The organism is Pseudomonas sp. GV047 (assembly GCF_003058245.1).
GTDB classification, from domain to species: domain Bacteria; phylum Pseudomonadota; class Gammaproteobacteria; order Pseudomonadales; family Pseudomonadaceae; genus Aquipseudomonas; species Aquipseudomonas marginalis.
This window is the reverse complement of record NZ_QCWA01000001.1, coordinates 31608-54910: the sequence shown is the minus strand read 5'-3', so window position 1 is coordinate 54910 and position 23303 is coordinate 31608. Positions and strand designations below refer to the sequence as shown.

The 23303-nt window shown below is 62.8% G+C and carries 18 protein-coding genes; 9 read left to right on the top strand and 9 right to left on the bottom strand.

The genetic code is table 11. The features are described 5' to 3' along the window. Positions 1 to 28: 28 nt before the first annotated feature. The 6 genes from C8K58_RS00235 to C8K58_RS00210 are packed head-to-tail and all read left to right on the top strand — an operon-like array spanning position 29 to position 6068. The gene (locus C8K58_RS00235; RefSeq protein WP_027606293.1) at positions 29 to 2950 is read left to right on the top strand and encodes a monovalent cation/H+ antiporter subunit A; all 2922 of its coding nucleotides are present in this window, start codon (positions 29 to 31) and stop codon (positions 2948 to 2950) included. Next, positions 2950 to 3294 carry a Na+/H+ antiporter subunit C gene (locus C8K58_RS00230; RefSeq protein WP_003192163.1) on the top strand — a complete coding sequence of 115 codons (345 nt, stop codon included), beginning with the start codon at positions 2950 to 2952 and terminating at the stop codon, positions 3292 to 3294. The genes C8K58_RS00235 and C8K58_RS00230 overlap by 1 nt, the downstream gene beginning before the upstream one ends. Beyond that, entirely contained in the window at positions 3291 to 4973 is a 1683-nt protein-coding gene (locus tag C8K58_RS00225) for a monovalent cation/H+ antiporter subunit D (RefSeq protein WP_108572661.1), read from the top strand. The genes C8K58_RS00230 and C8K58_RS00225 overlap by 4 nt, the downstream gene beginning before the upstream one ends. Further along, entirely contained in the window at positions 4970 to 5458 is a 489-nt protein-coding gene (locus C8K58_RS00220; RefSeq protein ID WP_108572659.1) for a Na+/H+ antiporter subunit E, read from the top strand. Before C8K58_RS00225 ends, C8K58_RS00220 begins: the two co-directional genes overlap by 4 nt. Continuing rightward, a complete protein-coding gene (locus tag C8K58_RS00215; RefSeq protein WP_005789171.1) occupies positions 5455 to 5733 on the top strand; it encodes a K+/H+ antiporter subunit F in 279 nt (92 codons plus the stop codon). Before C8K58_RS00220 ends, C8K58_RS00215 begins: the two co-directional genes overlap by 4 nt. Next, positions 5730 to 6068, top strand: coding sequence for a Na+/H+ antiporter subunit G (locus C8K58_RS00210; protein ID WP_027606290.1), 339 nt, complete (start codon positions 5730 to 5732; stop codon positions 6066 to 6068). The genes C8K58_RS00215 and C8K58_RS00210 overlap by 4 nt, the downstream gene beginning before the upstream one ends. Before the next feature lie 389 nt (positions 6069 to 6457). Here C8K58_RS00210 and cysS read toward each other — a convergent pair whose 3' ends face one another. Together cysS and C8K58_RS00200 are read right to left on the bottom strand one after the other, a co-directional pair. After that, a complete protein-coding gene (gene cysS, locus C8K58_RS00205) occupies positions 6458 to 7846 on the bottom strand; it encodes a cysteine--tRNA ligase (protein ID WP_027606289.1) in 1389 nt (462 codons plus the stop codon). 20 nt (positions 7847 to 7866) lie between these two features. Then, the gene (locus C8K58_RS00200; protein ID WP_027606288.1) at positions 7867 to 9567 is read right to left on the bottom strand and encodes a glutamine--tRNA ligase/YqeY domain fusion protein; all 1701 of its coding nucleotides are present in this window, start codon (positions 9565 to 9567) and stop codon (positions 7867 to 7869) included. Between the two features lie 249 nt (positions 9568 to 9816). Here C8K58_RS00200 and C8K58_RS00195 point away from each other — a divergent pair, with 249 nt between their 5' ends. Beyond that, on the top strand, positions 9817 to 10320 hold the full coding sequence (locus tag C8K58_RS00195; RefSeq protein WP_027606287.1) for a peptidylprolyl isomerase: 504 nt from the start codon (positions 9817 to 9819) through the stop codon (positions 10318 to 10320). After that, a complete protein-coding gene (gene lpxH / locus C8K58_RS00190) occupies positions 10317 to 11066 on the top strand; it encodes a UDP-2,3-diacylglucosamine diphosphatase (RefSeq protein WP_027606286.1) in 750 nt (249 codons plus the stop codon). Before C8K58_RS00195 ends, lpxH begins: the two co-directional genes overlap by 4 nt. 154 nt (positions 11067 to 11220) lie before the next feature. Here lpxH and C8K58_RS00185 read toward each other — a convergent pair whose 3' ends face one another. From C8K58_RS00185 to C8K58_RS00155, 7 genes are all read right to left on the bottom strand, one after another. Next, positions 11221 to 12750 (bottom strand): DHA2 family efflux MFS transporter permease subunit, encoded by a 1530-nt coding sequence (locus C8K58_RS00185; protein WP_027606285.1) that lies wholly within the window; start codon positions 12748 to 12750, stop codon positions 11221 to 11223. After that, positions 12750 to 13949, bottom strand: coding sequence for an efflux RND transporter periplasmic adaptor subunit (locus C8K58_RS00180; RefSeq protein ID WP_065927031.1), 1200 nt, complete (start codon positions 13947 to 13949; stop codon positions 12750 to 12752). Before C8K58_RS00180 ends, C8K58_RS00185 begins: the two co-directional genes overlap by 1 nt. Before the next feature lie 15 nt (positions 13950 to 13964). Beyond that, positions 13965 to 15416 (bottom strand): efflux transporter outer membrane subunit, encoded by a 1452-nt coding sequence (locus C8K58_RS00175; RefSeq protein WP_027606283.1) that lies wholly within the window; start codon positions 15414 to 15416, stop codon positions 13965 to 13967. After that, entirely contained in the window at positions 15413 to 15886 is a 474-nt protein-coding gene (locus C8K58_RS00170) for a MarR family winged helix-turn-helix transcriptional regulator (RefSeq protein ID WP_027606282.1), read from the bottom strand. Before C8K58_RS00170 ends, C8K58_RS00175 begins: the two co-directional genes overlap by 4 nt. Positions 15887 to 16091: 205 nt before the next feature. Next, positions 16092 to 19763: a translocation/assembly module TamB domain-containing protein gene (locus C8K58_RS00165; protein WP_108572657.1), complete on the bottom strand. Its 3672-nt coding sequence runs from the start codon at positions 19761 to 19763 to the stop codon at positions 16092 to 16094. Beyond that, positions 19763 to 21490 carry an autotransporter assembly complex family protein gene (locus C8K58_RS00160; protein WP_108572655.1) on the bottom strand — a complete coding sequence of 576 codons (1728 nt, stop codon included), beginning with the start codon at positions 21488 to 21490 and terminating at the stop codon, positions 19763 to 19765. Before C8K58_RS00160 ends, C8K58_RS00165 begins: the two co-directional genes overlap by 1 nt. A 64-nt stretch (positions 21491 to 21554) precedes the next feature. After that, entirely contained in the window at positions 21555 to 22199 is a 645-nt protein-coding gene (locus tag C8K58_RS00155) for an N-acetyltransferase (RefSeq protein WP_027606279.1), read from the bottom strand. Between the two features lie 168 nt (positions 22200 to 22367). On the opposite strand from C8K58_RS00155, the gene xthA reads away from it, so the two are divergent. Continuing rightward, the gene (xthA, locus tag C8K58_RS00150; protein WP_027606278.1) at positions 22368 to 23180 is read left to right on the top strand and encodes an exodeoxyribonuclease III; all 813 of its coding nucleotides are present in this window, start codon (positions 22368 to 22370) and stop codon (positions 23178 to 23180) included. Positions 23181 to 23303: the final 123 nt, after the last annotated feature.

Here is a 23303-nt window from a genome sequence, read left to right as displayed (position 1 = left end):
ATCCCAAACTCCCGCAGATTAGAAGCCTATGTCCCTGATAGTTCTACTGCTTCTGCCTTTTATCGGCAGCTGTCTGGCGGCCTTGCTGCCGCACAATGCACGTAACACCGAATCCCTGCTGGCTGGCCTTGTGGCCCTGGTCGGAACCGTTCAAGTCGCCCTGCTCTACCCCCAGATCGCCCACGGTGGCGTGATCCGCGAAGAATTCATGTGGTTGCCCAGCCTTGGGCTGAACTTCGTGCTGCGCATGGATGGGTTCGCCTGGTTGTTCTCGATGCTGGTGCTCGGCATCGGCGCGCTGGTGTCGCTGTATGCGCGCTACTACATGTCGCCGGACGATCCGGTGCCGCGTTTCTTCGCGTTTTTCCTGGCCTTCATGGGCGCCATGCTCGGGCTGGTGATTTCCGGCAACCTGATCCAGATCGTGTTCTTCTGGGAACTGACCAGCCTGTTCTCTTTCCTGTTGATCGGCTACTGGCACCATCGCGCCGATGCGCGTCGTGGTGCGTACATGGCCTTGATGGTCACCGGTGCGGGCGGCTTGTGCCTGCTGGCGGGCGTGATGCTGCTGGGGCATATCGTCGGCAGCTATGACCTGGACCAGGTGCTGGCCGCCGGCGAGCAGATCCGCGCGCATTCGCTGTACCCGGTGATGCTCGCCCTGGTGCTGATCGGCGCCCTGAGCAAAAGCGCGCAGTTTCCGTTCCATTTCTGGCTGCCCCACGCCATGGCTGCACCGACCCCGGTGTCTGCCTATCTGCACTCGGCGACGATGGTGAAGGCCGGCGTGTTCCTGCTGGCCCGCCTGTGGCCGTCGCTGTCCGGCAGCGAAGAATGGTTCTGGATCGTCGGCGGTGCCGGCGCCCTGACCCTCCTCCTCGGCGCTTACTGCGCCATGTTCCAGAATGATCTCAAAGGCCTTTTAGCCTATTCCACCATCAGCCACCTCGGGCTGATCACCCTGCTGCTGGGCCTCAACAGCCCGCTGGCCGCCGTCGCCGCGGTGTTCCATATCCTCAACCACGCCACCTTCAAGGCCTCGCTGTTCATGGCGGCGGGCATCATCGACCACGAAAGCGGCACGCGGGACATCCGCAAGCTCAGTGGCCTGGTGCGCCTGATCCCGTTTACCGCGACCCTGGCGATGGTGGCCAGCGCATCCATGGCCGGCGTACCGTTGCTCAACGGTTTCCTGTCCAAAGAGATGTTCTTCGCTGAAACCGTGTTTATCTCATCGACCCAATGGGTGGAAATCGCCCTGCCCCTGATCGCGACCATCGCCGGTACGTTCAGCGTGGCCTACGCCCTGCGCTTTACCGTGGATGTGTTCTTCGGCCCGCCCGCCACCGATCTGCCCCACACGCCTCACGAACCCCCGCGCTGGATGCGTGCCCCGGTTGAGCTGCTGGTATTCACCTGCCTGCTGGTGGGCATCTTCCCGGCCCAGGTGGTCGGTTCGATCCTCGCCGCTGCGGCGCTGCCGGTGGTCGGCGGCGTGCTGCCGGAATACAGCCTGGCGATCTGGCATGGCTGGAATGCACCGATGATCATGAGCCTGGTGGCCATGTCCGGTGGCGTGGTGCTCTACCTGCTGCTACGCAAACAACTGAAGCGCGGGCGTTTCAAGTACCCGCCGGTCATCAGCTACTTCAACGGCAAGCGCGGCTTCGAGCGCAGCCTGGTGGTGATGATGCGCGGCGTGCGCAGGATCGAGAAACGCATCAGCACCAAGCGCCTGCAGACCCAATTGTTCCTGTTGGTGATCGTCGCGGTGATCGGCGCCATGATCCCGATGCTCAACAGCGGCCTCAGCTGGGGCGACCGCCCGAAGATCCCGGGCTCCATCGTGTTCGTCACCCTGTGGCTGCTGGCGATTGCCTGTGCCCTGGGCGCCGCCTGGCAAGCCAAGTACCACCGGCTCGCGGCCCTGACCATGGTCAGCGTGTGCGGCCTGATGACCTGCGTCACCTTCGTGTGGTTCTCGGCGCCGGACCTGGCGCTGACCCAGTTGGTGGTGGAAGTGGTCACCACCGTACTGATCCTGCTCGGCCTGCGCTGGCTGCCACGGCGGATCGAAGAAGTCTCGCCACTGCCCAGTTCGCTGCGCAAGGCGCGCATCCGTCGTCTGCGCGACTTCCTGCTCTCCACCGTGGTAGGCGGCGGCATGGCGCTGCTGTCCTATGCGATGCTGACGCGCCAGACGCCCAACGATATTTCCTCGTTCTACTTGAGCCGCGCCCTGCCCGAGGGCGGTGGCAGCAATGTGGTGAACGTGATGCTGGTGGACTTCCGGGGCTTCGATACCCTCGGCGAAATCACCGTGCTCGGCGCCGTGGCGCTGACCGTGTACGCCCTGCTGCGTCGTTTCCGCCCGTCCAAGGAAAGCATGGAGCTGCCGCCACAGCAGCGTCAACTGGCGCCGGACGTGGCCACCGACCTGGTCAACCCGCGCCAGGCCAGCGACACCGCCCTGGGCTTCATGATGGTGCCGGCGGTGCTGGTGCGCCTGCTGCTGCCGATTGCGCTGGTGGTGTCGTTCTACCTGTTCATGCGCGGCCACAACCAACCGGGCGGCGGGTTTGTCGCCGGCCTGGTGATGTCGGTGGCGTTTATCCTGCAGTACATGGTTGCCGGTACCCAGTGGGTCGAGGCGCAGATGAGCCTGCGGCCGATGCGCTGGATGGGCTTCGGCCTGTTCTCGGCGACGCTGACCGGGATCGGCGCGTTGTTTGTCGGCTACCCGTTCCTCACCACCCATACCTGGCATTTCAGCCTGCCGCTGCTGGGCGATATTCATGTTGCCAGCGCGTTGTTCTTCGATGTGGGCGTATACGCCATGGTCGTCGGCTCGACGCTGCTGATGCTCACCGCCCTCGGCCACCAGTCGGTGCGTGCGCATAAACCGAGCAACCAGGCCAAAGTAGTCGCCGCCACCGAAGGAGCCGCCTGATGGAAGAAGTCATCGCAATTGCCATTGGGGTCCTGGCGGCCTCCGGCGTCTGGTTGATCCTGCGGCCACGGACGTTCCAGGTGGTGATGGGCCTGTGCCTGTTGTCGTACGGGGTCAACCTGTTCATTTTCAGCATGGGCAGCCTGTTTATCGGCAAGGAGCCGATCATCAAGGACGGCGTGCCCCAGGACCTGCTCAATTACACCGATCCCCTGCCCCAGGCCCTGGTGCTTACGGCGATCGTGATCAGCTTCGCCATGACCGCGTTGTTCCTGGTGGTGCTGCTGGCGTCACGGGGCCTGACCGGCACTGACCATGTGGACGGCCGGGAGCCCAAGGAATGAATTGGGTCAACCAACTGATCGTCGCCCCCATCCTGCTGCCGTTGCTCACCGCCGCGCTGATGCTGATGCTCGGCGAAAAACGCCGCCCGCTGAAGGCCAGGATCAACCTGTTCTCCAGCGTCATTGGCCTGGGCATCGCGATCCTGCTGTTGTACTGGACGCAAAAAGGCGGCCCCGGCTCGATTGGGGTGTACCTGCCGGGCAACTGGCAGGTGCCGTTCGGCATCGTGCTGGTGGTCGACCAGCTCTCGGCGCTGATGCTGGTGCTCACCGGGATCATCGGCGTGAGCGCGCTGCTGTTCGCCATGGCCCGTTGGGACCGTGCCGGTACCAGTTTCCATGCGCTGTTCCAGATCCAGATGATGGGCCTGTACGGCGCGTTCCTCACGGCGGACCTGTTCAACCTGTTCGTGTTCTTCGAGGTGCTGCTGGCGGCGTCCTACGGCTTGATGCTGCACGGCTCGGGCCGGGCGCGGGTGTCGTCGGGGCTGCATTACATCGCGATCAACCTGCTGGCGTCGTCGCTGTTCCTGATCGGCGCGGCGATGATCTACGGCGTGACCGGCACGCTGAATTTCGCTGACCTGGCACTGAAAATCCCGCTGGTTCCCGAGGCGGATCGCGGCCTGCTGCATGCCGGTGCGGCGATCCTCGCCACCGCATTCCTGGCCAAGGCCGGCATGTGGCCGCTGAACTTCTGGCTGGCCCCCGCCTATTCCTCAGCCAGCGCGCCGGTGGCGGCGATGTTCGCGATCATGACCAAGGTCGGCGTGTACACCGTGCTGCGCCTGTGGACCCTGTTGTTCTCCGGCCAGGCCGGCGCATCGGCGTTGTTTGGCGGCGACTGGCTGGTGTACGGCGGCATGGCCACGATCATCTGCGCGGCGCTGGCGATGGTGGCGGCGCAGCGGCTGGAGCGCATGGCCAGCTTGAGCATCCTGGTCTCGGCCGGGATCCTGCTGTCGGCCGTTGGTTTCGCCCAGCCAAGCCTGACCGCCGGGGCGCTGTTCTATCTGGTCAGCTCCACCCTGGCGTTGAGTGCGCTGTTCCTGCTGGCCGAATTGATCGAGCGTTCGCGCTCGGCCAACGACCTGCCGCTGGATGAAGAAATCGACGCACTGCCCAAGGCCATGGAATCCCTGCATCCGCGTCCTGGCGTGAACCTGGATGACGAGCAGAAAGCCGTGGTCGGCCAGGTGATTCCCTGGACCATGGCCTTCCTCGGCTTGAGCTTTGTCGCCTGCGCCCTGCTGATCATCGGCATGCCGCCGCTGTCCGGGTTTATCGGCAAGCTGAGTTTGTTGAGTGCGCTGGTTAACCCGTTGGGCCTGGGTGTCAGTGCGGATGAATCCATTCGTCCTGCGGCCTGGGGGTTGGTGGCACTGTTGATCCTCTCGGGCCTTGCCTCGCTGATCGCCTTCGCCCGCCTGGGTATCCAGCGCTTCTGGACCCCGGAAGAGCGCCCGTCGCCGTTGCTGCGCCGCTATGAGTGCGTGCCGATCTTCTTCCTGCTGGGCCTGAGCATCCTGCTGACCTTCAAGGCCGAGCCGCTGATGCGCTACACCCAGGCCACTGCCCAGAGCCTGAACAACCCGGAACACTACGTGATGGCGGTGATGGCCACGCGTCCGGTCCCCAGCCCCGAAGCCAAGACCGCCGCGCTGGAGGTTCAACCATGAAGCGCCTGTTGCCTGCCCCATGGTTGTCCCTCGCGTTGTGGTTGCTGTGGCTGGTGCTGAACCTGTCCGTCAGCCCCGGCAACCTGCTGCTGGGCGCGCTGCTGGGCTTTCTCGCGCCGCTGCTGATGGCGCCGCTGCGCCCGCTGCCGATCCGCATCCGCCGCCCTGGCGTGATCATCCGCCTGTTTTTCCTGGTCGGCCGCGATGTGATCGTCTCCAACCTGCAAGTGGCCTGGGGCGTGCTGATGTGCGGCTCACGCCCACCGCGTTCGCGCTTCGTCAAAATCCCCCTGGACCTGCGCGACGCCAATGGCCTCGCCGCCCTGTCGATGATCACCACCGTGGTCCCCGGCACCATCTGGTCGGAACTGGCGCTGGACCGCAGCATCCTGCTGCTGCACGTATTCGACCTGGAGGATGAAGCGCCGTTTATCGAGCACTTCAAGACCACCTACGAGCGGCCCCTGATGGAGATCTTCGAATGAGCGCCCTGCTCTCCAATGCGATCCTGTTCAGCCTGTTCCTGTTCTCCCTGGCCATGGTGCTGACCCTGATCCGCCTGTTCAAAGGCCCGTCGGCCCAGGACCGGGTCCTGGCGCTGGACTACCTGTACATTCTGGCGATGCTGATGATGCTGGTGCTGGGTATTCGCTATGCCAGCGACACCTACTTTGAAGCGGCGCTGCTGATTGCGCTGTTCGGCTTCGTGGGCTCGTTTGCCCTGGCCAAATTCCTGCTGCGTGGGGAGGTGATTGAATGATGCCGTTATGGATGGAAATCGTCGTCGCGGTGCTGCTGGTATTGAGCAGCGTGTTCGCACTGATCGGCGCGATTGGCTTGCTGCGCATGAAAGACTTCTTCCAGCGCATGCACCCGCCGGCGCTGGCCTCGACATTGGGCGCCTGGTGTGTGGCGCTGGCATCGATTATCTATTTTTCGGTGCTCAAGTCCGGGCCGGTGCTGCACGGGTGGCTGATTCCGATTTTGTTGGCGATCACCGTACCGGTGACCACGCTGCTGCTGGCCCGGACGGCGCTGTTTCGCAAGCGCATGGCCGGTGATGATGTACCGGCCGAGGTCAGCAGCCGCCGCTGAGCGCTGAGGCGAACACGGTTAAAAATGTGGGAGATGTCGAGCTTTAGCGAGGCTTCGATGGCGGCGGCACAGTTGGTAGAGGTGTTGGCTGAAACACCGCTATCGGGAGCAAGCCCCCTCCCACATTTGATTGCGGTTGACAGGTAGAAAGCAGCCCGGCTGTAGATCTCAAGGATACCGCCAATCCCCTGTGGGAGATGTCGAGCTTTAGCGAGGCTTCGAAGGCGGCGGCACTGTTGACAGGTATGTTGGCTGACCCACCGCCATCGGGAGCAAGTCGAATCGTCGCGCCGCCCCTCCCACACGGGATCGGGTGAGCCGCTCACTAAAACAGTGTGCAAAAAAACGCCCCGAACCAGTCGGGGCGTTTTTCATCCAGCGTTTGCCAATCAGGCCTGATCAGCCAACCGCCAGGTAGTCCCGCCCTTCCCGTCTTCCAACACCACACCCATCGCGGTCAGTTGGTCACGGATACGGTCGGACTCCGCCCAGTCCTTGTTGGTGCGAGCAGCCAAGCGCGCCTGGATCAACGCATCCACCTCAGCCGCATCCACACGGCCTTCGGCGCCGGCTTGCAGGAAGTCATCGGCTTCCATCTGCAGCACGCCCAGGACGCTCGCCAGCTCTTTCAAGCGCGCCGCCAGACCTGCCGCTGCGTCGAGATCACTCTCACGCAAACGGTTGATCTCGCGCACCATCTCGAACAGCACGGCGCAGGCTTCCGGTGTGCCGAAGTCGTCGTTCATCACTTCGGTGAAGCGTGCCACGAACGCTTCGCCGCCGGCCGGCGCCACGGATGGCAGGCCTTTCAACGCGTGGTAGAACCGCTCCAGGGCGCCCTTGGCGTCCTTGAGGTTGTCTTCCGAATAGTTGATGGCGCTGCGGTAGTGGCTGGACACCAGCAGGTAACGCACCACTTCCGGGTGGTACTTTTCCAGCACGTCGCGGATGGTAAAGAAGTTGTTCAAGGACTTGGACATCTTCTCGCCATTGATGCGGATCATGCCGCAGTGCATCCAGGCGTTGGCGTAGGTCTTGCCGGTGGCGGCTTCGCTCTGGGCGATTTCGTTTTCGTGGTGCGGGAACTCGAGGTCGCTGCCGCCGCCATGAATGTCGAAGGTCTCGCCCAGGCAGCAGGTGGACATCACCGAGCATTCGATGTGCCAGCCCGGACGCCCGGCGCCCCATGGCGATTCCCAGCTCGGCTCGCCGGGCTTGGTGCCTTTCCACAGCACGAAGTCGAGCGGATCCTGCTTGGCTTCGTCGACTTCGATGCGCGCGCCGATGCGCAGGTCTTCGATTTTCTTGCGCGACAGCTTGCCGTAGCCCATGAACTTGGCGACGCGGTAGTACACGTCACCGTTGCCAGGAGCGTAGGCGTAACCCTTGTCGATCAAGGTCTGGATCATGGCGTGCATGCCGGGGATGTGGTCCGTGGCACGCGGTTCCATGTCCGGCTTGAGGATGTTGAGGCGCGCCTCGTCCTCGTGCATGGCGGCGATCATGCGCTCGGTCAGCGCGTCGAACGACTCGCCGTTCTCGTTGGCGCGGTTGATGATCTTGTCGTCGATGTCGGTGATGTTGCGCACATAGGTCAAGTCATAGCCGCTGAAACGCAACCAGCGGGTCACCAGGTCGAAGGCAACCATGCTGCGGCCGTGGCCGATGTGGCAGTAGTCGTACACGGTCATGCCGCACACGTACATGCGCACCTTGTTGCCATCCAGCGGCTTGAAGACTTCTTTGGTCTTGCTGAGTGTGTTGTAGATCGTTAGCACGACAGTTCCTTAAGACAGAATCACTGGCCCCACGAATCACGCAAGGTCACGGTACGGTTGAATACCGGCTGACCAGGTTTCGAGTCCTTGATATCCGCGCAGAAGTAGCCTTCGCGCTCGAACTGGAAACGGTCTTCCGGCTGTGCGTCGCCCAAAGAGGGTTCGGCACGACAACCGGTGAGCACTTGCAGGGAGTCAGGGTTGATGTTGTCGAGGAAGCTGGCGCTGTCTTCGGCCTTTTCAGGATTCGGCGAACGGAACAGGCGATCGTACAGGCGCACTTCGCACTCGATGCTGGCAGCGGCCGGCACCCAGTGGATCACGCCCTTGACCTTGCGGCCTTCAGGGTTCTTGCCCAGGGTTTCCGGGTCATAGGAGCAACGCAGTTCGACGATGTTGCCCTCGGCGTCCTTGATCGCTTCGTCGGCGCGGATCACGTAGCTGCCGCGCAGGCGCACTTCGCCGTTCGGCTCCAGGCGCTTGTAGCCTTTTGGCGGCTCTTCCATGAAGTCATCGCGGTCGATGTAGATTTCACGGGCGAACGGCAGCTTGCGCACGCCGAGTGCTTCGTTCTGCGGATGACGCGGCAGTTCGAGGTGGTCGACCTTGTCTTGCGGGTAGTTGGTGATCACGACTTTCAACGGACGCAGCACGCACATGGCCCGTGGCGCGTTCGCGTCGAGGTCCTGGCGGATGCTGAACTCGAGCATGCCGTAGTCGACCACACCGTCTGAGCGGTTGGTGCCGACCATCTCGCAGAAGTTGCGGATCGACGCCGGGGTGTAGCCACGGCGGCGGAAGCCCGACAGGGTCGACATGCGTGGGTCGTCCCAGCCATTGACGTGCTTTTCATCCACCAGTTGCTTGAGCTTGCGCTTGCTGGTGATGGTGTAGTTGAGGTTCAGGCGGCTGAATTCGTACTGACGCGGGTGCGCCGGGACCGGCAGGCTGTCGAGGAACCATTCGTACAGCGGGCGATGGCTCTCGAACTCCAGGGTGCAGATGGAGTGGGTGATGCCTTCGATGGCGTCCGACTGGCCGTGGGTGAAGTCGTAGTTCGGGTAGATGCACCACTTGTCGCCGGTCTGGTGGTGATGGGCGTGGCGGATGCGGTACATGATCGGGTCGCGCAGGTTCATGTTCGGCGAGGCCATGTCGATCTTGGCGCGCAGCACGCGGGCGCCGTCCGGGAACTCACCGGCGCGCATGCGGGCGAACCAGTCGAGGTTCTCTTCTACGGAGCGGTCGCGGAACGGGCTGTTCTTGCCCGGTTCGGTCAGGGTGCCACGGTATTCCTTGGCCTGCTCGGGGGTCAGGTCGTCGACGTAGGCCTTGCCGGCCTTGATCAGCTCGACGGCCCAGTCGAACAGCTGGTCGAAGTATTTGGAGGCATAGCGCACTTCACCGGACCATTCGAAGCCCAGCCACTTGATGTCGCTTTCGATGGCGTCGATGTATTCCTGGTCTTCCTTGGCCGGGTTGGTGTCGTCGAAACGCAGGTGCGTGACGCCACCGAACTCCTGGGCCAGGCCGAAGTTCACACAGATCGACTTGGCGTGACCGATGTGCAGGTAGCCGTTGGGCTCTGGCGGGAAGCGGGTGACGATCTGCGTGTGCTTGCCCGAATCCAGGTCCGCCTGGATGATCGGGCGCAGGAAGTTGACCGGGACGGCAGGTCCGGCCTTGGAATTCGAGGTAGGGTCGACAGTGGGCTTGCTCATAGGATCCTTGAACAGACAGGTTCGTGGCCGGTTGGGGCCAGATAAAACAAAGGCGATATCATAGCTGATGCTGTCAAGACACTGACAGGTCACGACCAAAAACTGCTGCTTTAATTAACCAGGCGGTAAAAAACCACCTCGAAATTCCTGCCGGGCACGCTAAACTGCGCGCCTTGGCCGCCGTTTAGCCAGACAGGTAAGGCGCCCCAGGCGTCCAAACCCACGAATTCCCTGAAAAGAGTAGTGAACATGACTCAAGTCAAACTGACCACCAACCACGGTGACATCGTCATCGAGCTGAACGCCGAGAAAGCGCCGATCACCGTCGCCAACTTCATCGAGTACGTTAAGGCCGGCCACTACGAAAACACGGTTTTCCACCGTGTCATCGGTAACTTCATGGTCCAGGGCGGCGGTTTCGAGCCTGGCATGAAAGAAAAGAAAGACAAGCGCCCAAGCATCCAGAACGAAGCGGACAACGGCCTTTCCAACGACAAGTACACCGTCGCCATGGCCCGTACCATGGAGCCGCATTCGGCCTCCGCGCAGTTCTTCATCAACGTGGCCGACAATACCTTCCTGAACCACAGCGGCAAGAACGTACAGGGCTGGGGCTACGCCGTGTTCGGTAAAGTCACCGAAGGCCAGGACGTAGTCGACAAGATCAAAGGCGTGTCGACCACCTCCAAGGCCGGTCACCAGGACGTTCCGGTCGAAGACGTGATCGTCGAGAAAGCCGAGATCGTTGAGTGATATTACTGATTTCAGATTTGCATCTGGAAGAGGAGCGCCCGGACATTACCCGGGCGTTTCTGGATCTGCTCCACAACCGCGCCCGTGGCGCCCAGGCGTTGTACATTCTGGGGGACTTCTTTGAAGCCTGGATTGGCGACGATGGGATGACGCCCTTCCAGCGTTCGATCTGCGAGGCTCTGCGCGAGCTGAGCGACAGCGGTACCCCGATTTTTATCATGCATGGCAACCGCGACTTCCTGCTCGGCAAGGCGTTCTGCAAAGCGGCAGGCGCCACCTTGCTCAAGGACCCGAGTGTCGTGCAGCTCGCAGGCGAACCCGTGCTGTTGATGCACGGCGACAGCCTCTGCACCCGCGACCTTGGCTACATGAAGCTGCGGCGCATCCTGCGTAATCCCATCGTGCTGTTTATCCTGCGTCACCTGCCGTTGCGCACCCGCCATCGGCTGGCGCGCAAGCTGCGCAGTGAAAGCCGTGCGCAAACGCGCATGAAGGCCAACGACATTGTCGATGTCACGCCCGAGGAAGTGCCGCGGGTGATGCAGCAGTTCGGCGTGCGCACCCTGGTCCACGGCCACACGCATCGCCCGGCGATCCATAAACTGCAGATTGGCGACCAGGCGGCCAAGCGCATTGTGCTGGGGGATTGGGACAAGCAGGGCTGGGCGTTGCAGGCGGATGAGCAAGGCTTTCAGTTGGCGGCGTTTGACTTCGTCAATCCGCAGCTGGCGTTGCCTGGCGCCTGATCCTCGAATCCCCCTGATCCAATGTGAACAGAGATCAAAATGTGGGAGGGGGCTTGCCCCCGATTAGGGCGGGTCAGTAAAAGATGTTCAACTGACACTCCCTCATCGGGGGCAAGCCCCCTCCCACAATTGATTGCATTTCAGTCTTTGCCAATCAGTGGCCGGACGCTTCCGGCCCTGCCTTGGCGCCAAACGGCGGTTTGGCCAGCCACACCAGCAACATCAACCCCATGAACATCCACCCCAGCAACGTGAAGTAATCCACGGTGGACATCATGTACGCCTGGCTGGTGAGGATCTGGTCCAGTTGCGCGTAGGCCTTGTGCCCTGCCCCACCGAGCGCCTGCAGCGCGTCGCGGGTGGCCGAGTCATAGGTGGTCATGTTCTCGCTCATGTACGCATGGTGCTGGTCCGCCCGGCGGATCCAGATCCAGGTGGTCAGCGAGGCCGCAAAGCTGCCGCCCAGGGTCCGCAGAAAGGTCGCAAGACCGGCGCCGTCGGCAATCTGGTGCGGTGGCAGGTCGGACATCAGGATGCTCAAGGTCGGCATGAAGAACAGCGCCACGCCGATGCCCATGAACAACTGCACCAGGGCAATGTGGGTGAAGTCCACCTCATTGGTGAAGCCCGCGCGCATAAAGCAGCTCAAGCCGATCGCCAGGAACGCCAGGCCCGCCAGCAGGCGCAGGTCGAACTTGTGCGCGTACTTGCCCACGAACGGTGACATCAGCACCGGCAGGATGCCGATCGGCGCCACCGCCAGGCCGGCCCAGGTGGCGGTGTAGCCCATCTGGGTTTGCAGCCACTGCGGCAGGATCAGGTTGATGCCGAAGAAGCCCGCGTAGCCGAGGATCAACACAATCGTGCCGATGCGAAAGTTACGGTAGGCAAACAGCCGCAGGTTGACCACCGGGTGCTTGTCGGTCATTTCCCAGATGATGAACACCGCCAGGGCAATCACCGAAATCGCCGCGCCCACAATGATGAAGTTGGATTCGAACCAGTCCAGGTCGTTGCCCTTGTCGAGGATGATCTGCAACGCGCCGACGCCCACGATCAGGCTCAACAGCCCGACGTAATCCATCGGCTGGTAGCTGGTGGTCACCGGGCGCTTCTTCAATTGCGCACGCACCACCATCACCGCAAAGATGCCGATGGGGACGTTGATAAAGAAGATCCACGGCCAGCTGTAGCTGTCAGTGATCCAGCCACCGAGGATCGGCCCTGCAATCGGCGCCACCACCGTGACCATCGCCAGCAACGCCAGGGCCATGCCACGCCTCGCCGGCGGGTAGACCGCGATCAGCAGGGTCTGGGTCATCGGGTACAACGGCCCGGCCACCAGGCCTTGCAGCACCCGAAAGCCGATCAGTTCGGGCATCGAAGTGGAAATACCACAGAGGAACGAGGCCAGCACAAACAGCATGGTGGCCCACAGGAACAGCTTCACTTCGCCAAACCGCCGGCTCAACCAACCGGTCAGCGGCAAGGCGATGGCGTTGCTCACCGCAAACGAGGTGATCACCCAGGTGCCCTGCTCCGAACTCACGCCGAGGTTGCCGGAAATGGTCGGCAAGGCCACGTTGGCGATGGTGGTGTCGAGCACCTGCATAAAGGTCGCCAGCGACAGGCCAATGGTGGCCATCAACAGGCTGGGCGGCGTGAAGGAGGCGTTATTGCTCATCAGCGCTGCACAGCCTTGGGCGCGGCGATGCTGTTGGCATGGATCAACTCGGTGATCATGGCGTCAGCCTCGGCCAATTGGCGGTCGTACACGTTGGTGGTGAAGGTCGCCTTCTGCGGCGCCTGTTGCGCCAGCACCGGGCCGCTCTGGTCATGCAGGTCGACATTGACGACAGTGCTCAGGCCGACCCGCAGCGGGTGCTTGGCCAGTTCTTCGGCATTGATGTGGATGCGTACCGGCACCCGTTGCACGATCTTGATCCAGTTACCGGTGGCGTTCTGCGCCGGCAGCAGGGCAAACGCACTGCCGGTGCCGGCGCCAAGGCTATCCACGGTGCCGCTGAATTTCACGTCGCTGCCGTAGATGTCCGACTCGATGTCCACCGGCTGGCCAATGCGCATGTCGCGCAGTTGGGTTTCCTTGAAGTTGGCGTCGATCCACAGCTGGTTCAGCGGGATCACCGCCATCAACGCCGTACCCGGCTGCACGCGCTGGCCCAGTTGCACGGTGCGCTTGGCCACGTAGCCGGTGACCGGCGCGATCAAGGTGCTGCGCGCATTGGCCAGGTAGGCCTGGCGCAGTTGCGCGGCGGCGGCCTGCACGTCCGGGTGGGACGAGATCACGGTGTCATCCACCAGCGCATTGCTGGTCTTGAGTTGCTGCTCAAGGTTGGTCAGCGCGTTTTTCGCAGCGGTCAGGCTGTCACGGGCGTGGGACAGTTCTTCCTGGGAAATCGCGCCGCCCTGGGCCAGGGTCTTGCGACGATTGAAGTTGTCCTGGGCAGTTTGCACATCGGCTTTCTGTGCGTTGACCTGGGCTTTCATGCCATCGACGTTGCTGTACAAGCCCCGCACCTGGCGCACGGTGCGGGCCAGGTTGGCCTGGGCACTTTGCAGGCCGACGGCGGCGTCGTTGGGGTCGAAGTTGATCAGCACCTGGCCTTCGTGGACCAGGTCGCCATCGTCCGCGCCGATGCTGACCACGGTGCCGGTGACCAGCGGGGTGATTTCCACCACGTTGCCGTTCACATAGGCGTCGTCGGTGCTCTCGTTGAAGCGCCCGTAGAATTCATACCAGCCCCATACGCCCACGACACCGAGGATGACGATCAGCGCGAGGCCGATCAGCATGACCTTGCGTTTGCGTGGGTTGTTGTCTTTGGGTTGTTCTGTAGCGTTGGTGTTTTCGGCAGTGGCCATGACAAATACCTCAAATTATTCCGTGCGGGTGGCTGGGGTGGTCGACGCCACGTTGTCGGCGCTGTATCCGCCACCCAGGGCCTGCATCAATTGAATCGACAGATCGATTTGCCCGGCATTCAGGGTCGCCAGCTGACGCTGGGCCTGCAGCAATTGCTGCTCGATGCTTAGCACGTCCAGGTAGTTACCGACCCCTGAGCCGTAGCGCTGGACCACGGTGTCGTAGGACTGCTGGGCAATGTCCGTGGCGTGTTGCTGGGCCTGGATCTGCCGACCGGTTTCGCGCAGTTGCGAAAGGGTGTTGCCGATATCGCCCAAGGCCTGCACCAGGGTCTTGTTGTACTGGGCCACGGCCAGGTCGTAGTCGGCATCGCGCGCATCGAGGTCGGCGCGCAGGCGGCCGCCATCGAAGATCGGCAGCGAGATCGTCGGCGCAATGTTGAAGAAGCGGCTGGCCGAGCCGAACATCGCATCCCCCAGCAACGACTCGGCCCCGGCGCTCGCGCTGAGGTTGAGGTTCGGGTAGAAGCGCGTCTTGCTGGCGGCGATGTCCTTGCTCGCAGCCTCGACTCGCCAGCGCGCAGCGATCAGGTCCGGGCGGCGGCCCAGCAGCTCGGCGGGCAACACCGAAGGCACGGCGACAGCGGCGGGCTTGAGCACATTCGGACGGGCCAGTTCGCCGCCTCGGTCCGGGCCTTTGCCGAGCAATACGGCGAGGGCGATCTTGGCGCTCTGCAGTTGCTTGTCGGCATCGATCAATTGCGACTGGGAGCTGGCTTCCAGGCTTTCGGTCTGCTGGTACTGGTACTGGCTGTCGATGCCCGCAGCGAGGCGGCGCTTGCTCAGGTCGAGCATTTGCCGGGTGCGCTTGAGGTCATCGCCGGCCAGGTCGCGCACGATGTGCGCCTGGCCCAGGTCGCTGTAGGCCTTGGCCACATCGGCAGCGAGGGTCAGGCGCGCGGCCTGTTGGTCGACTTCGGCGGCGCGGGCCTGGCCCAGCGCGGCTTCCCAGGCGGCGCGCTGGCCACCCCAGAGGTCGAAGTTGTAATTGAAGCTGGCGCCGATATTACGCACGGTCGAGTAAGCATCGCCCTCGCCGCGCGGGTCCTGGTCCTTGGCCAGGCGTGAACGGCTCACGCCGGCGCTGGCATCCAGGGTCGGCATGCGTGCGGCATTCGCGGCATAGGCGGCGGCTTCGGCCTGATGGGCACGGGCGCTGGCGACTTGCATGTCGGGGCTGTTTTGCAGGGCTTCCTGGATCAAACCGTCGAGCTGCGGGTCGCCGAGGTTTTTCCACCAGTCGGCGCTGGGCCAGGCGGCACTCGACAGGGTCACCCCGCTCAGGGATTTACCGGTCTGCAAGGTGTTGGCGTCGAGGCGCCGGCCCTGGGTGTCGAGGCCGCTGTAGTTGGCGCAACCGGCCATGCTCATGGCCACGAGCACCAGGCATAGGGCACGTGTGTTCATGCTTTACCTACCCGCTGCAGGGTGATGGGATCACCGGCAGCTATCAGAATTTTCTTGAGAATCCGTTCCAGGGTTTCCAGCTCGCCAGCCTCAAGTACGCCCGCCAGTTGGTTCAACGCCTGGGCGCCTATGTGCGGCAGCATGTCTGCCAGGCGCTGGCCGTCGGCAGTCAGCACCAACTGCACCTGGCGGCGGTCCTGCTCGGAGCGTTTGCGGTCCAGCAGGCCTTTCTGCTCGAGGCGGTCGAGCATGCGGGTCATCGAACCGCTGTCCAGGGACAGGTTGCGGCACAGTTCGGCCGGGGTGTCGACGCCGAACTGGGCCATGATGATCAGCACCTTGAACTGCGCGGCCGTGATGCCGTGGGGTTCCATGTGGGTGTCGATGATGCGGTCCTTGAGGAGCGCCGCACGGCCCAGCAACAGCCCGAGGTGGCAGTTGTGGAAGTTTTCAGGGGTGAAGTGGGGCATCGGAAGTCACCTTATTACTGCCTAGGCAGTGAATGCATGACGAGATGTTACTGCCTAGGCAGCTAAAGTCAAATGGAATAATTAGCTTGCTTGCTAATGTGGGAGGGGGCTTGCCCCCGATAGCGTTGGGTCAGTCACTGATGTGTTGACTGAACGACTGCTATCGGGGGCAAGCCCCCTCACACATTTTGTACCGCGAAAGGATCTAGAAATCGCGCTTGTAGAAGATGTCGAGGGAACTGGCCACGCCACTCGCCACTTCCAGGTACACCTTCTTGCTCAGCAGGTAGCGCAAGGCAATGGTGCTGGCCGGTTCGAACACCCCTACCCCGTAACGCAGGCTGAGTTTCTCGGTGATCTTGCCGCTGGCCACCACTGCCGTATTGTTGCCGCTGCCCTGGGTGTCGAGGTCGAAGTCGCGAATCCCCAGTTTGTTGGCAAGATCCGAGGTGACCCCGGCGCTGCCCATCAGGCCAAGGCCGAGGGCGGCCTGGGCGAGCATGTTGTTGTCTTCGCCAGTAGAACTCAGCGGACGGCCCAGCACCAGGTAGGACAGCGCCTGTTCCTGGCTCATGGCCGGTTCCGAGAAGATCTGCGTGGTGGGCTGCTCGGCGCTGCCGCTGAGGCGGATACCGGCGACGACATCGTCGGTCTTGCGGATCGCTTCGATATCCAGGTATGGCTGGTCGAGCGGCCCGGCGAACAGCAGGCGTGCGCGGCGCACATCCAGGCGCTGGCCATAGGCACGGTAGCGGCCGTCGTTGAGCCACAACTCGCCACGGGTGTCCATGTTGTCGCCGATGTGCACATGGCCCTGCACCTTGGCGGTGAGGCCGAAGCCCGAGAAGTTGAGCTGGTCTTCGCCCACCGCCACGTCGATATCCATGGCCATGGCCATCGGTGGCTTGCCCTCTTCGGTCTGGCTGCCGACGATCACGGTGTCATCCGAGACCTTGACGGTGGACGGCGGCAGTTCGCGCACGGTGATGTCACCGCGGGGGATCCGCACCTTGCCGGCAATCGCCAGTTTGTCGTTCTTCAGGCTGATCTTCAGGTCCGGGGCCACTTCCAGCACCGCATAGGGCTCCACCGTGACCGGCAGTTGCGAGCCTTGCAGGCTGAGGTCCACCACCAGGGCCTGGCCCCAGTCGACCTGGCCCTTGAGGCTGCCCTGCCCGGCCTTGCCACTGCGCCATGCGCCATTCAATTGCACACTTTCACCGGCAATCAGCGCCTGCACGTTCAGGCCTTCAAGGCTGATGGGCAGCTCTGGCCCGGAGACTTCACCGCCCACCAGGTTGACGTTGCCGTTGACCTGCGGCGCCAGCAGGCCACCGGCGATCCGGCCGCTGCCGTTGAGCTTGCCGCTGAGTTTCTCGACCATCGGCACAAACGGCCGCGCCACGGCGAGATCCAGCCCGGTCAGGCTGAAATTGCCGCTGATCGGCTTGTTTTTCGGCAATGGGTTGATCTGCGCCTGCAACAGCAACTCGCCGAGCTTGCCGCCTCGGAAGTTCAACTGGGTGTCGATACGCTTGGGGTTGAGGGTGGTTTCCAGCGTGAGGGTGTCGTAGGGGAAATCCAGCCACTGGTCCTTGTCCTTGACCCGCAGGGTACCGCCGCTGGCATCCACCGCGACCACGCCTTTGGGGCCGCTGTCGGGCAGGTCCAGTTGGACGTCGGCGTTGAGCTTGCCCTGCCAGGCGAAGTCCTTGGGCAGAAACGCCGCCAGGCTGTCGATGGGGAATTGCTTGAGGTGGTAGCGCAATTTGGGTTCGGGCATCAGGCGCTGGTCTTCACCGCACAGGCTGGCCGCACCGGAGACCCAGCAGTGGGCCGCAAAAGTCAGCTTGCCGTCGGCCATGCGCTCGATTTTTGCCGGCGCCTGCAGCTTCCAGTCCTGGCCACCCGCCTGCACATCGCCACTGGCCAGGCGACCGCGCCAGTTGCCTTTGTCGAGGTTGCCGTCCAAGGCCAGAGCCAGCTTGACCAAGGGGCCGGCCAGGTCGAGTTGGACCTTCTGGTTCCTGATATCGCCCTGGGCGCTGGCGGTGAGCGCGCCAACCTGGGTGTCACCACTTTGAATGCCGCTGCCCTTGAGGTCGATTTTCCCGCGCTGGGCACTGTCCAGGGTCGCGTCCAGGCTCAGGCTTTGCAGGCGATTATCGGCGAACGCCAGTTGCTGGCCCTTGAGGTCGAGTTGGCCTTGGGGCGCCTTGAGGCTGCCGGCCACGTCGAGTCGGCCATTGACCTGCCCACGCAATTGCGGCCACAGCTGGGCCAGGCGCGCCAGCTTGATATCGATCTGCCCGGCCAGGCGTTGCTGCAGGCTGCCGCTGCCGTTGATGCGGTTGTCGCCCAGGCGGACATCCAGGTTGGCCAGGGTCCATTGCTCGCCCGCGCCCTCGGCCTTGGCCGCCAGCACGGCGGTTTGCCCACGCAGGCGGCCCTTGAGGTCGAGGTCGGCGTTGAGCTTGAGCTGCTCGTTTTTGAATTCACCTTTGCTGCGCAAGGGGCCAGCCAGCGTGCCCGGCAATTCCGCCACCCAGTACGCCGGGTTCAGCGCCGACAGGTCCAACGCGGTATCCCACGCAATACCATCGGCAAATTGCAGGTTCAAATGCCCTTCGGCCTTGCCTTGGCCGGCAGTCAGCTTCAGCTCAGGCAGGAAGATTTGCGTGAGGTCGCCACTGAACGGCGTGACCAGATTGAATTTGCCCGCCGGGCCGTCCAGGTCGGCCTTGAGGTTGCCGAGGTAGTTGCCGTCTTTGTAGGAAACCTCACCGTTGAAGGTGCGCAACACCACCTGTGGCTCGTCGATCAGCGGGTAGAGGCGATGCCAGGGAAAGTCCAGCCAGTCGATCTTGGCCTCGGCGCTGAAGCCTTGTTGCCAGTCCAACTGCGCCGTGAGCTTGAGGCTTTGTTTGTCGCCGGCATTCAGGTCCAGGCCGGCGATCTGCGCGCCCTTGGCGTCGACCTTGCCTTGCAGCAGCAGGTCCACCGGGCCTTTTTCCGCCGGCAGCACAGCCTTGCCCAGCAGTTGGTAGCCGCTGCCCAGGTCGCCCTTGGCGGTGAGGTCCAGTTGATTGAGTTGCAGGGTGTCGGGCAGATCGGCGCTGGGTTTGAAGCCATCGGCGGTGATATGCACCTGGGCCGGGAGGTTGTCCACCAGGGGTTGCAGCTCGCCCTTGAGTTTGGCCGGCAGGTAGCCGCTGCTGTCGGCGTCGAGCCTGAGGGTCTTGAGCAGGTCGCCCTCGACCTTGAGCGCCACCGTCCACGGCGCGCCGCCGGGGGCGTAGGGCAGGCTCAGGTTGCCGCTGGCGGTCAGCGGCCAGTCGCCGCTGGGTTGCAACAGGCCGTTCAGGTCCAGCACCAGGCCGTCCCGTTGCAGGTGCACCGCGTCAATCTGCATGCCGGCGGCGGTCCAGTGCGCGGCCAGTTGCAGGCCCTTGAGTTGTTCGCTGCCGTTAAGCAGCAGGCTGCCGACACGAACGTCGCCCAACTGAATGGAAACGGGCAGCTTCAGGTCCGGCAATTGAATCGGCCCACTGCTCTCTTCAGTGCTCGGCGCAACGTCCAGGCGGACTTGCTCCACATCCAGGCGATTGATGCACAGGGTCATGCGCAACAGGCACGCCGGCGACCAGTCAAACGTCGGCGCATCGAGTTCGACGCGACTGCCGTCCTGCGCCCACAGCAGATGATCGGCGCGCCACTGGCCGCCCAGACGGCCGTGGAAATTCTCTACGCTCAAACCCGGTACACGCCCCAGCGCCCAGCGACTGCCCGCCTGGGTGCCGAGGACCGCCCACAGGGCCAGCAACAGCACGACAAGGGTGGCCAACACGGCCAGCCCCGCTATTTTCACACCACGCATCACAGCTCAGGCCCCATGGAAAAGTGCAATCGAACGCCGCCCGGGTCTTCCAGGGCGTGGGCCAGGTCCAGGCGGATCGGCCCGACCGGCGAGACCCAGCGGATGCCGACACCCACACCGGTCTTCAAGCTGGGCAACTCCAGGGAGTTGAACGAGTTGCCCTGGTCGATAAAGGTCGCAATCCGCCATTTTTCGGCGATGGAATATTGATACTCGGCACTCAGGGCCACCATGTAGCGGCCGCCGATACGGTCGCCCCGGTCATTCTCCGGCGACAGGGTCTGGTACTCGTAGCCGCGCACGCTCTGGTCGCCACCGGCGAAGAACCGCAGCGACGGCGGCACCGACTTGTAGCCATTAGTGGCACTGCCGCCGACCTGGGCCCGCGCCAGGAAGCGGTGGTTGTCCCACAGGGTGGTCAGGCCCTTGACCATGGCCGTGCCGTACAACAGGTTGGTGTCGGAGCCCAGTCCCTCCTTCGCCACCTTGCTGTCGAATTGCAGGCGGTAGCCGTTATGGGGGTCGATGCGGTTATCGCTGCGCAGGTAGGAATAACTCACACCCGGCATCACCAGGTTACTGAGGCCCGAGTCATTGCCCAGGCGGTATTCTTCGCGCTGGTATTTGAGCGAGATCACCCGGGTCCAGCCACTGGGCAACTTGCTGTGCCATTCGGGCCCGAGGGTGAGCAATTTACTCAAGGTGTCGGTGTTGGCGATTTCTTCATTCTGGTAACCGCCGGCGAAACGCAGTTTATCGGTGAGCGGCGGGTCCAGCGGGATGTCGTACCACAACCCGACGTTCTGCCGTGGCGCCGACAACTCGGCTTCCCAGCCATAGCTGTGGCCCTGGGGATTGACCCAGTGGCGCGTCCAGTTGGCCTTGCCGCGCGGGCCGACGTCGGTGGAGAAACCCAGGCCCAGGCCCATGGTGCGTGGCTTGCGGGTCTCCAGGTTGACGGCCACCGGGATCACGTCATTGGCCGAAGCCGCGGGTGCGGCGTCGACGCGCACGCCTTCGAAAAAGCCGCTGGCTTGCAGGTTCTGGTTGAGTTCGGCGATCAGTTCGGAATCGTAGGGGGCGCCACTTTTAAACGGCACCATGCGTTGCAGCAGCTCTTCGTCAAACGGCGTATCGCCGGCAAAGCTGACCTTGCCCAAGGTGTAGCGCGGGCCGCTGTCATAGATGAGTTCGATATCGGCGACACCGGCCTGGGGGTCTACCGAGAGTTTCTGGTGAGTGAAGCGCCCGCTGAAAAAGCCGTAGCGCGAGGCCTGGTTCTGGATCAGACGCTTGGCGTCTTCGTAGTGGCCGTGGTTGAGCACGGCGCCGGATTTGAGGTCGTCGCTGGCGGGTACGCGAAAGGCCTTGAGGTCCGCGGCCGGGCCGTCGACCCGAATGGTCACGTTGCGCAGATGCACCGGTTCGCCGGGGTCGATGGTGAGGATCAGGCGCGGGTTCTTGCCGCCCTTCACATCGCTTTCGATCCGGGGCTGATAGAAACCTAAAGCCTGGGCGGCTTTGCGCGCCTGCTCTTCGGCCCCACGGCTGAACCGCAGCAAGGCCTCTTCATCACGCTCGCCCACCCCGCCGATATAGCCTTCGATGTTGGCTTTCAACGCGTCGTTTTTTGGCTTGATCCGCACGTCCAATTCGCTTTGCGCGAATGCGCCGCAGCTTGTGAACAGCAGAACCAAGCCGCTGGTAAATCTTCCTGGAAACTTCATAGGCGCGGATGCTACACGAGCTGGGGAGAAACTTAGAACTCAGAGGATTCTGAAAAATTCTGCGCTAAGCCGTTGCAGCATGTAACACCTGCGGATTGGGGTGGAAAAATACGTGCTCCAGAATCGGTCCTACCGCCACTTCGCCGATCTCCTCATAGCCCTGGCGTTTGTAGAACTCCAGATAGCGCGAATTCCCCGTGTCCAACACCACACCGGACGAGTGCGGGTCTTCCGCGCACCAATTGTGTACCGCCTCCAGCAGCTGTTCACCGTAGTGCTTGCCCTGGAATTGCGGATGAATGCCCAGCAGCGGCAACACATGCACCGATTCGTTGGGCAGGCAGGCCATCACCGCATAGTGGTAGTCCAGGTAGCGCCGGGTGCCGCGCACGCCGGTGCTCAGCCACATGCGCAATTGCCAGGCCCAGCTTTCGGTAATCCCCAGGCGCCGCTGCGGGGGCGCGATCAGCGCGATGCCGATCAGGCGGTCGTTGACGAACAGGCCGATGGCGGGAAGTTTCTGGAAGAAATGCTGCTTGACCAGTTCGCGCACGGTGGCACGTACCCGCTGTTCATAACCTGCGCGTTCCGCCTCGAAGATGTAGGCAAACGTCGGCTCATGCCGATAGGCCTGGTACAGCAGCGAGCGTGCTTCGCGGGAGTAGCCGCTGTTGAGCAGGCGAACTTCGCCAATGGCAGTGTCAGTCATACAGTCAATCTCCCTGGGCGCCACTCAATAGATGGCGTTCTTATGGGTACGAACCTACGCAGCACCAGTCGTTCCCAGACATTAGCAGTGCATCTGTCCTACCGCCACGCTGGCCCCCGTCCGACTTGTCCGCTAGCATCGCCCTTTTGCCAGACTGGACCGCCGACCATGAAAATCGTCTCCTTCAATATCAACGGGCTGCGCGCCCGCCCTCATCAGCTGGCGGCACTGATTGAAAAACACCAACCCGACGTCATCGGCCTGCAGGAAACCAAGGTCCACGACGACCAGTTCCCCCTGGCCGAAGTGCAGGCCCTGGGCTATCACGTGTACTACCACGGGCAAAAAGGCCACTACGGTGTAGCGCTGCTCTCGCGCAAAGAAGCCTTGAGCGTGCACAAGGGCTTTGCCAGCGATGAAGAAGACGCCCAGCGCCGTTTTATCTGGGGCACCTTCGCCGATGAAAACGGCCAGCCGGTGACCATCATGAACGGCTATTTCCCACAAGGTGAAAGCCGCGACCACCCGACCAAGTTCCCCGCCAAGCAGCGCTTCTACGCAGATTTGCAGCACCTGCTGGAAAGCCAGTTCAGCAACGACCAGGCCCTGGTGGTGATGGGCGATGTGAACATTTCCCCGGAGGACTGCGACATTGGCATCGGCGCCGACAACGCCAAGCGCTGGCTGAAAACCGGCAAGTGCAGCTTCCTGCCCGAAGAGCGCGAGTGGATGGCGCGCCTGAAGAACTGGGGCCTTGTGGACAGTTTCCGCCACCTCAACCCCGAGGTGGCCGACCGTTTCAGCTGGTTCGACTACCGCAGCCGTGGGTTCGAGGATGAGCCCAAGCGTGGGCTGCGCATTGACGTGATCATGGCCTCCAATGGCTTGTTGCCACGAGTCAAGGATGCCGGGGTGGATTACGACCTGCGGGGCTTGGAGAAACCGTCTGACCATGCGCCGATCTGGCTCGAACTCAGCTGATCCCCCTGACTGTACTCGGGCCAAATGTGGGAGGGGGCTTGCCCCCGATCGCGGTGTATCAGTAACAGATAAGCTGACTGTCAGTCACATTATTGAAATCCAAGTGACTTAATCTCGCGGCAC

Coding starts and splice junctions, on each gene's coding strand:
- C8K58_RS00235 (WP_027606293.1), top strand. CDS start 29: ATGTCCCTGATAGTTCTACTGCTTCTGCCTTTTATCGGCAGCTGTCTG.
- C8K58_RS00230 (WP_003192163.1), top strand. CDS start 2,950: ATGGAAGAAGTCATCGCAATTGCCATTGGGGTCCTGGCGGCCTCCGGC.
- C8K58_RS00225 (WP_108572661.1), top strand. CDS start 3,291: ATGAATTGGGTCAACCAACTGATCGTCGCCCCCATCCTGCTGCCGTTG.
- C8K58_RS00220 (WP_108572659.1), top strand. CDS start 4,970: ATGAAGCGCCTGTTGCCTGCCCCATGGTTGTCCCTCGCGTTGTGGTTG.
- C8K58_RS00215 (WP_005789171.1), top strand. CDS start 5,455: ATGAGCGCCCTGCTCTCCAATGCGATCCTGTTCAGCCTGTTCCTGTTC.
- C8K58_RS00210 (WP_027606290.1), top strand. CDS start 5,730: ATGATGCCGTTATGGATGGAAATCGTCGTCGCGGTGCTGCTGGTATTG.
- C8K58_RS00200 (WP_027606288.1), bottom strand. CDS start 9,567: ATGAGCAAGCCCACTGTCGACCCTACCTCGAATTCCAAGGCCGGACCT.
- C8K58_RS00195 (WP_027606287.1), top strand. CDS start 9,817: ATGACTCAAGTCAAACTGACCACCAACCACGGTGACATCGTCATCGAG.
- C8K58_RS00185 (WP_027606285.1), bottom strand. CDS start 12,750: ATGAGCAATAACGCCTCCTTCACGCCGCCCAGCCTGTTGATGGCCACC.
- C8K58_RS00180 (WP_065927031.1), bottom strand. CDS start 13,949: ATGGCCACTGCCGAAAACACCAACGCTACAGAACAACCCAAAGACAAC.
- C8K58_RS00175 (WP_027606283.1), bottom strand. CDS start 15,416: ATGAACACACGTGCCCTATGCCTGGTGCTCGTGGCCATGAGCATGGCC.
- C8K58_RS00170 (WP_027606282.1), bottom strand. CDS start 15,886: ATGCCCCACTTCACCCCTGAAAACTTCCACAACTGCCACCTCGGGCTG.
- C8K58_RS00165 (WP_108572657.1), bottom strand. CDS start 19,763: ATGCGTGGTGTGAAAATAGCGGGGCTGGCCGTGTTGGCCACCCTTGTC.
- C8K58_RS00160 (WP_108572655.1), bottom strand. CDS start 21,490: ATGAAGTTTCCAGGAAGATTTACCAGCGGCTTGGTTCTGCTGTTCACA.
- C8K58_RS00155 (WP_027606279.1), bottom strand. CDS start 22,199: ATGACTGACACTGCCATTGGCGAAGTTCGCCTGCTCAACAGCGGCTAC.
- xthA (WP_027606278.1), top strand. CDS start 22,368: ATGAAAATCGTCTCCTTCAATATCAACGGGCTGCGCGCCCGCCCTCAT.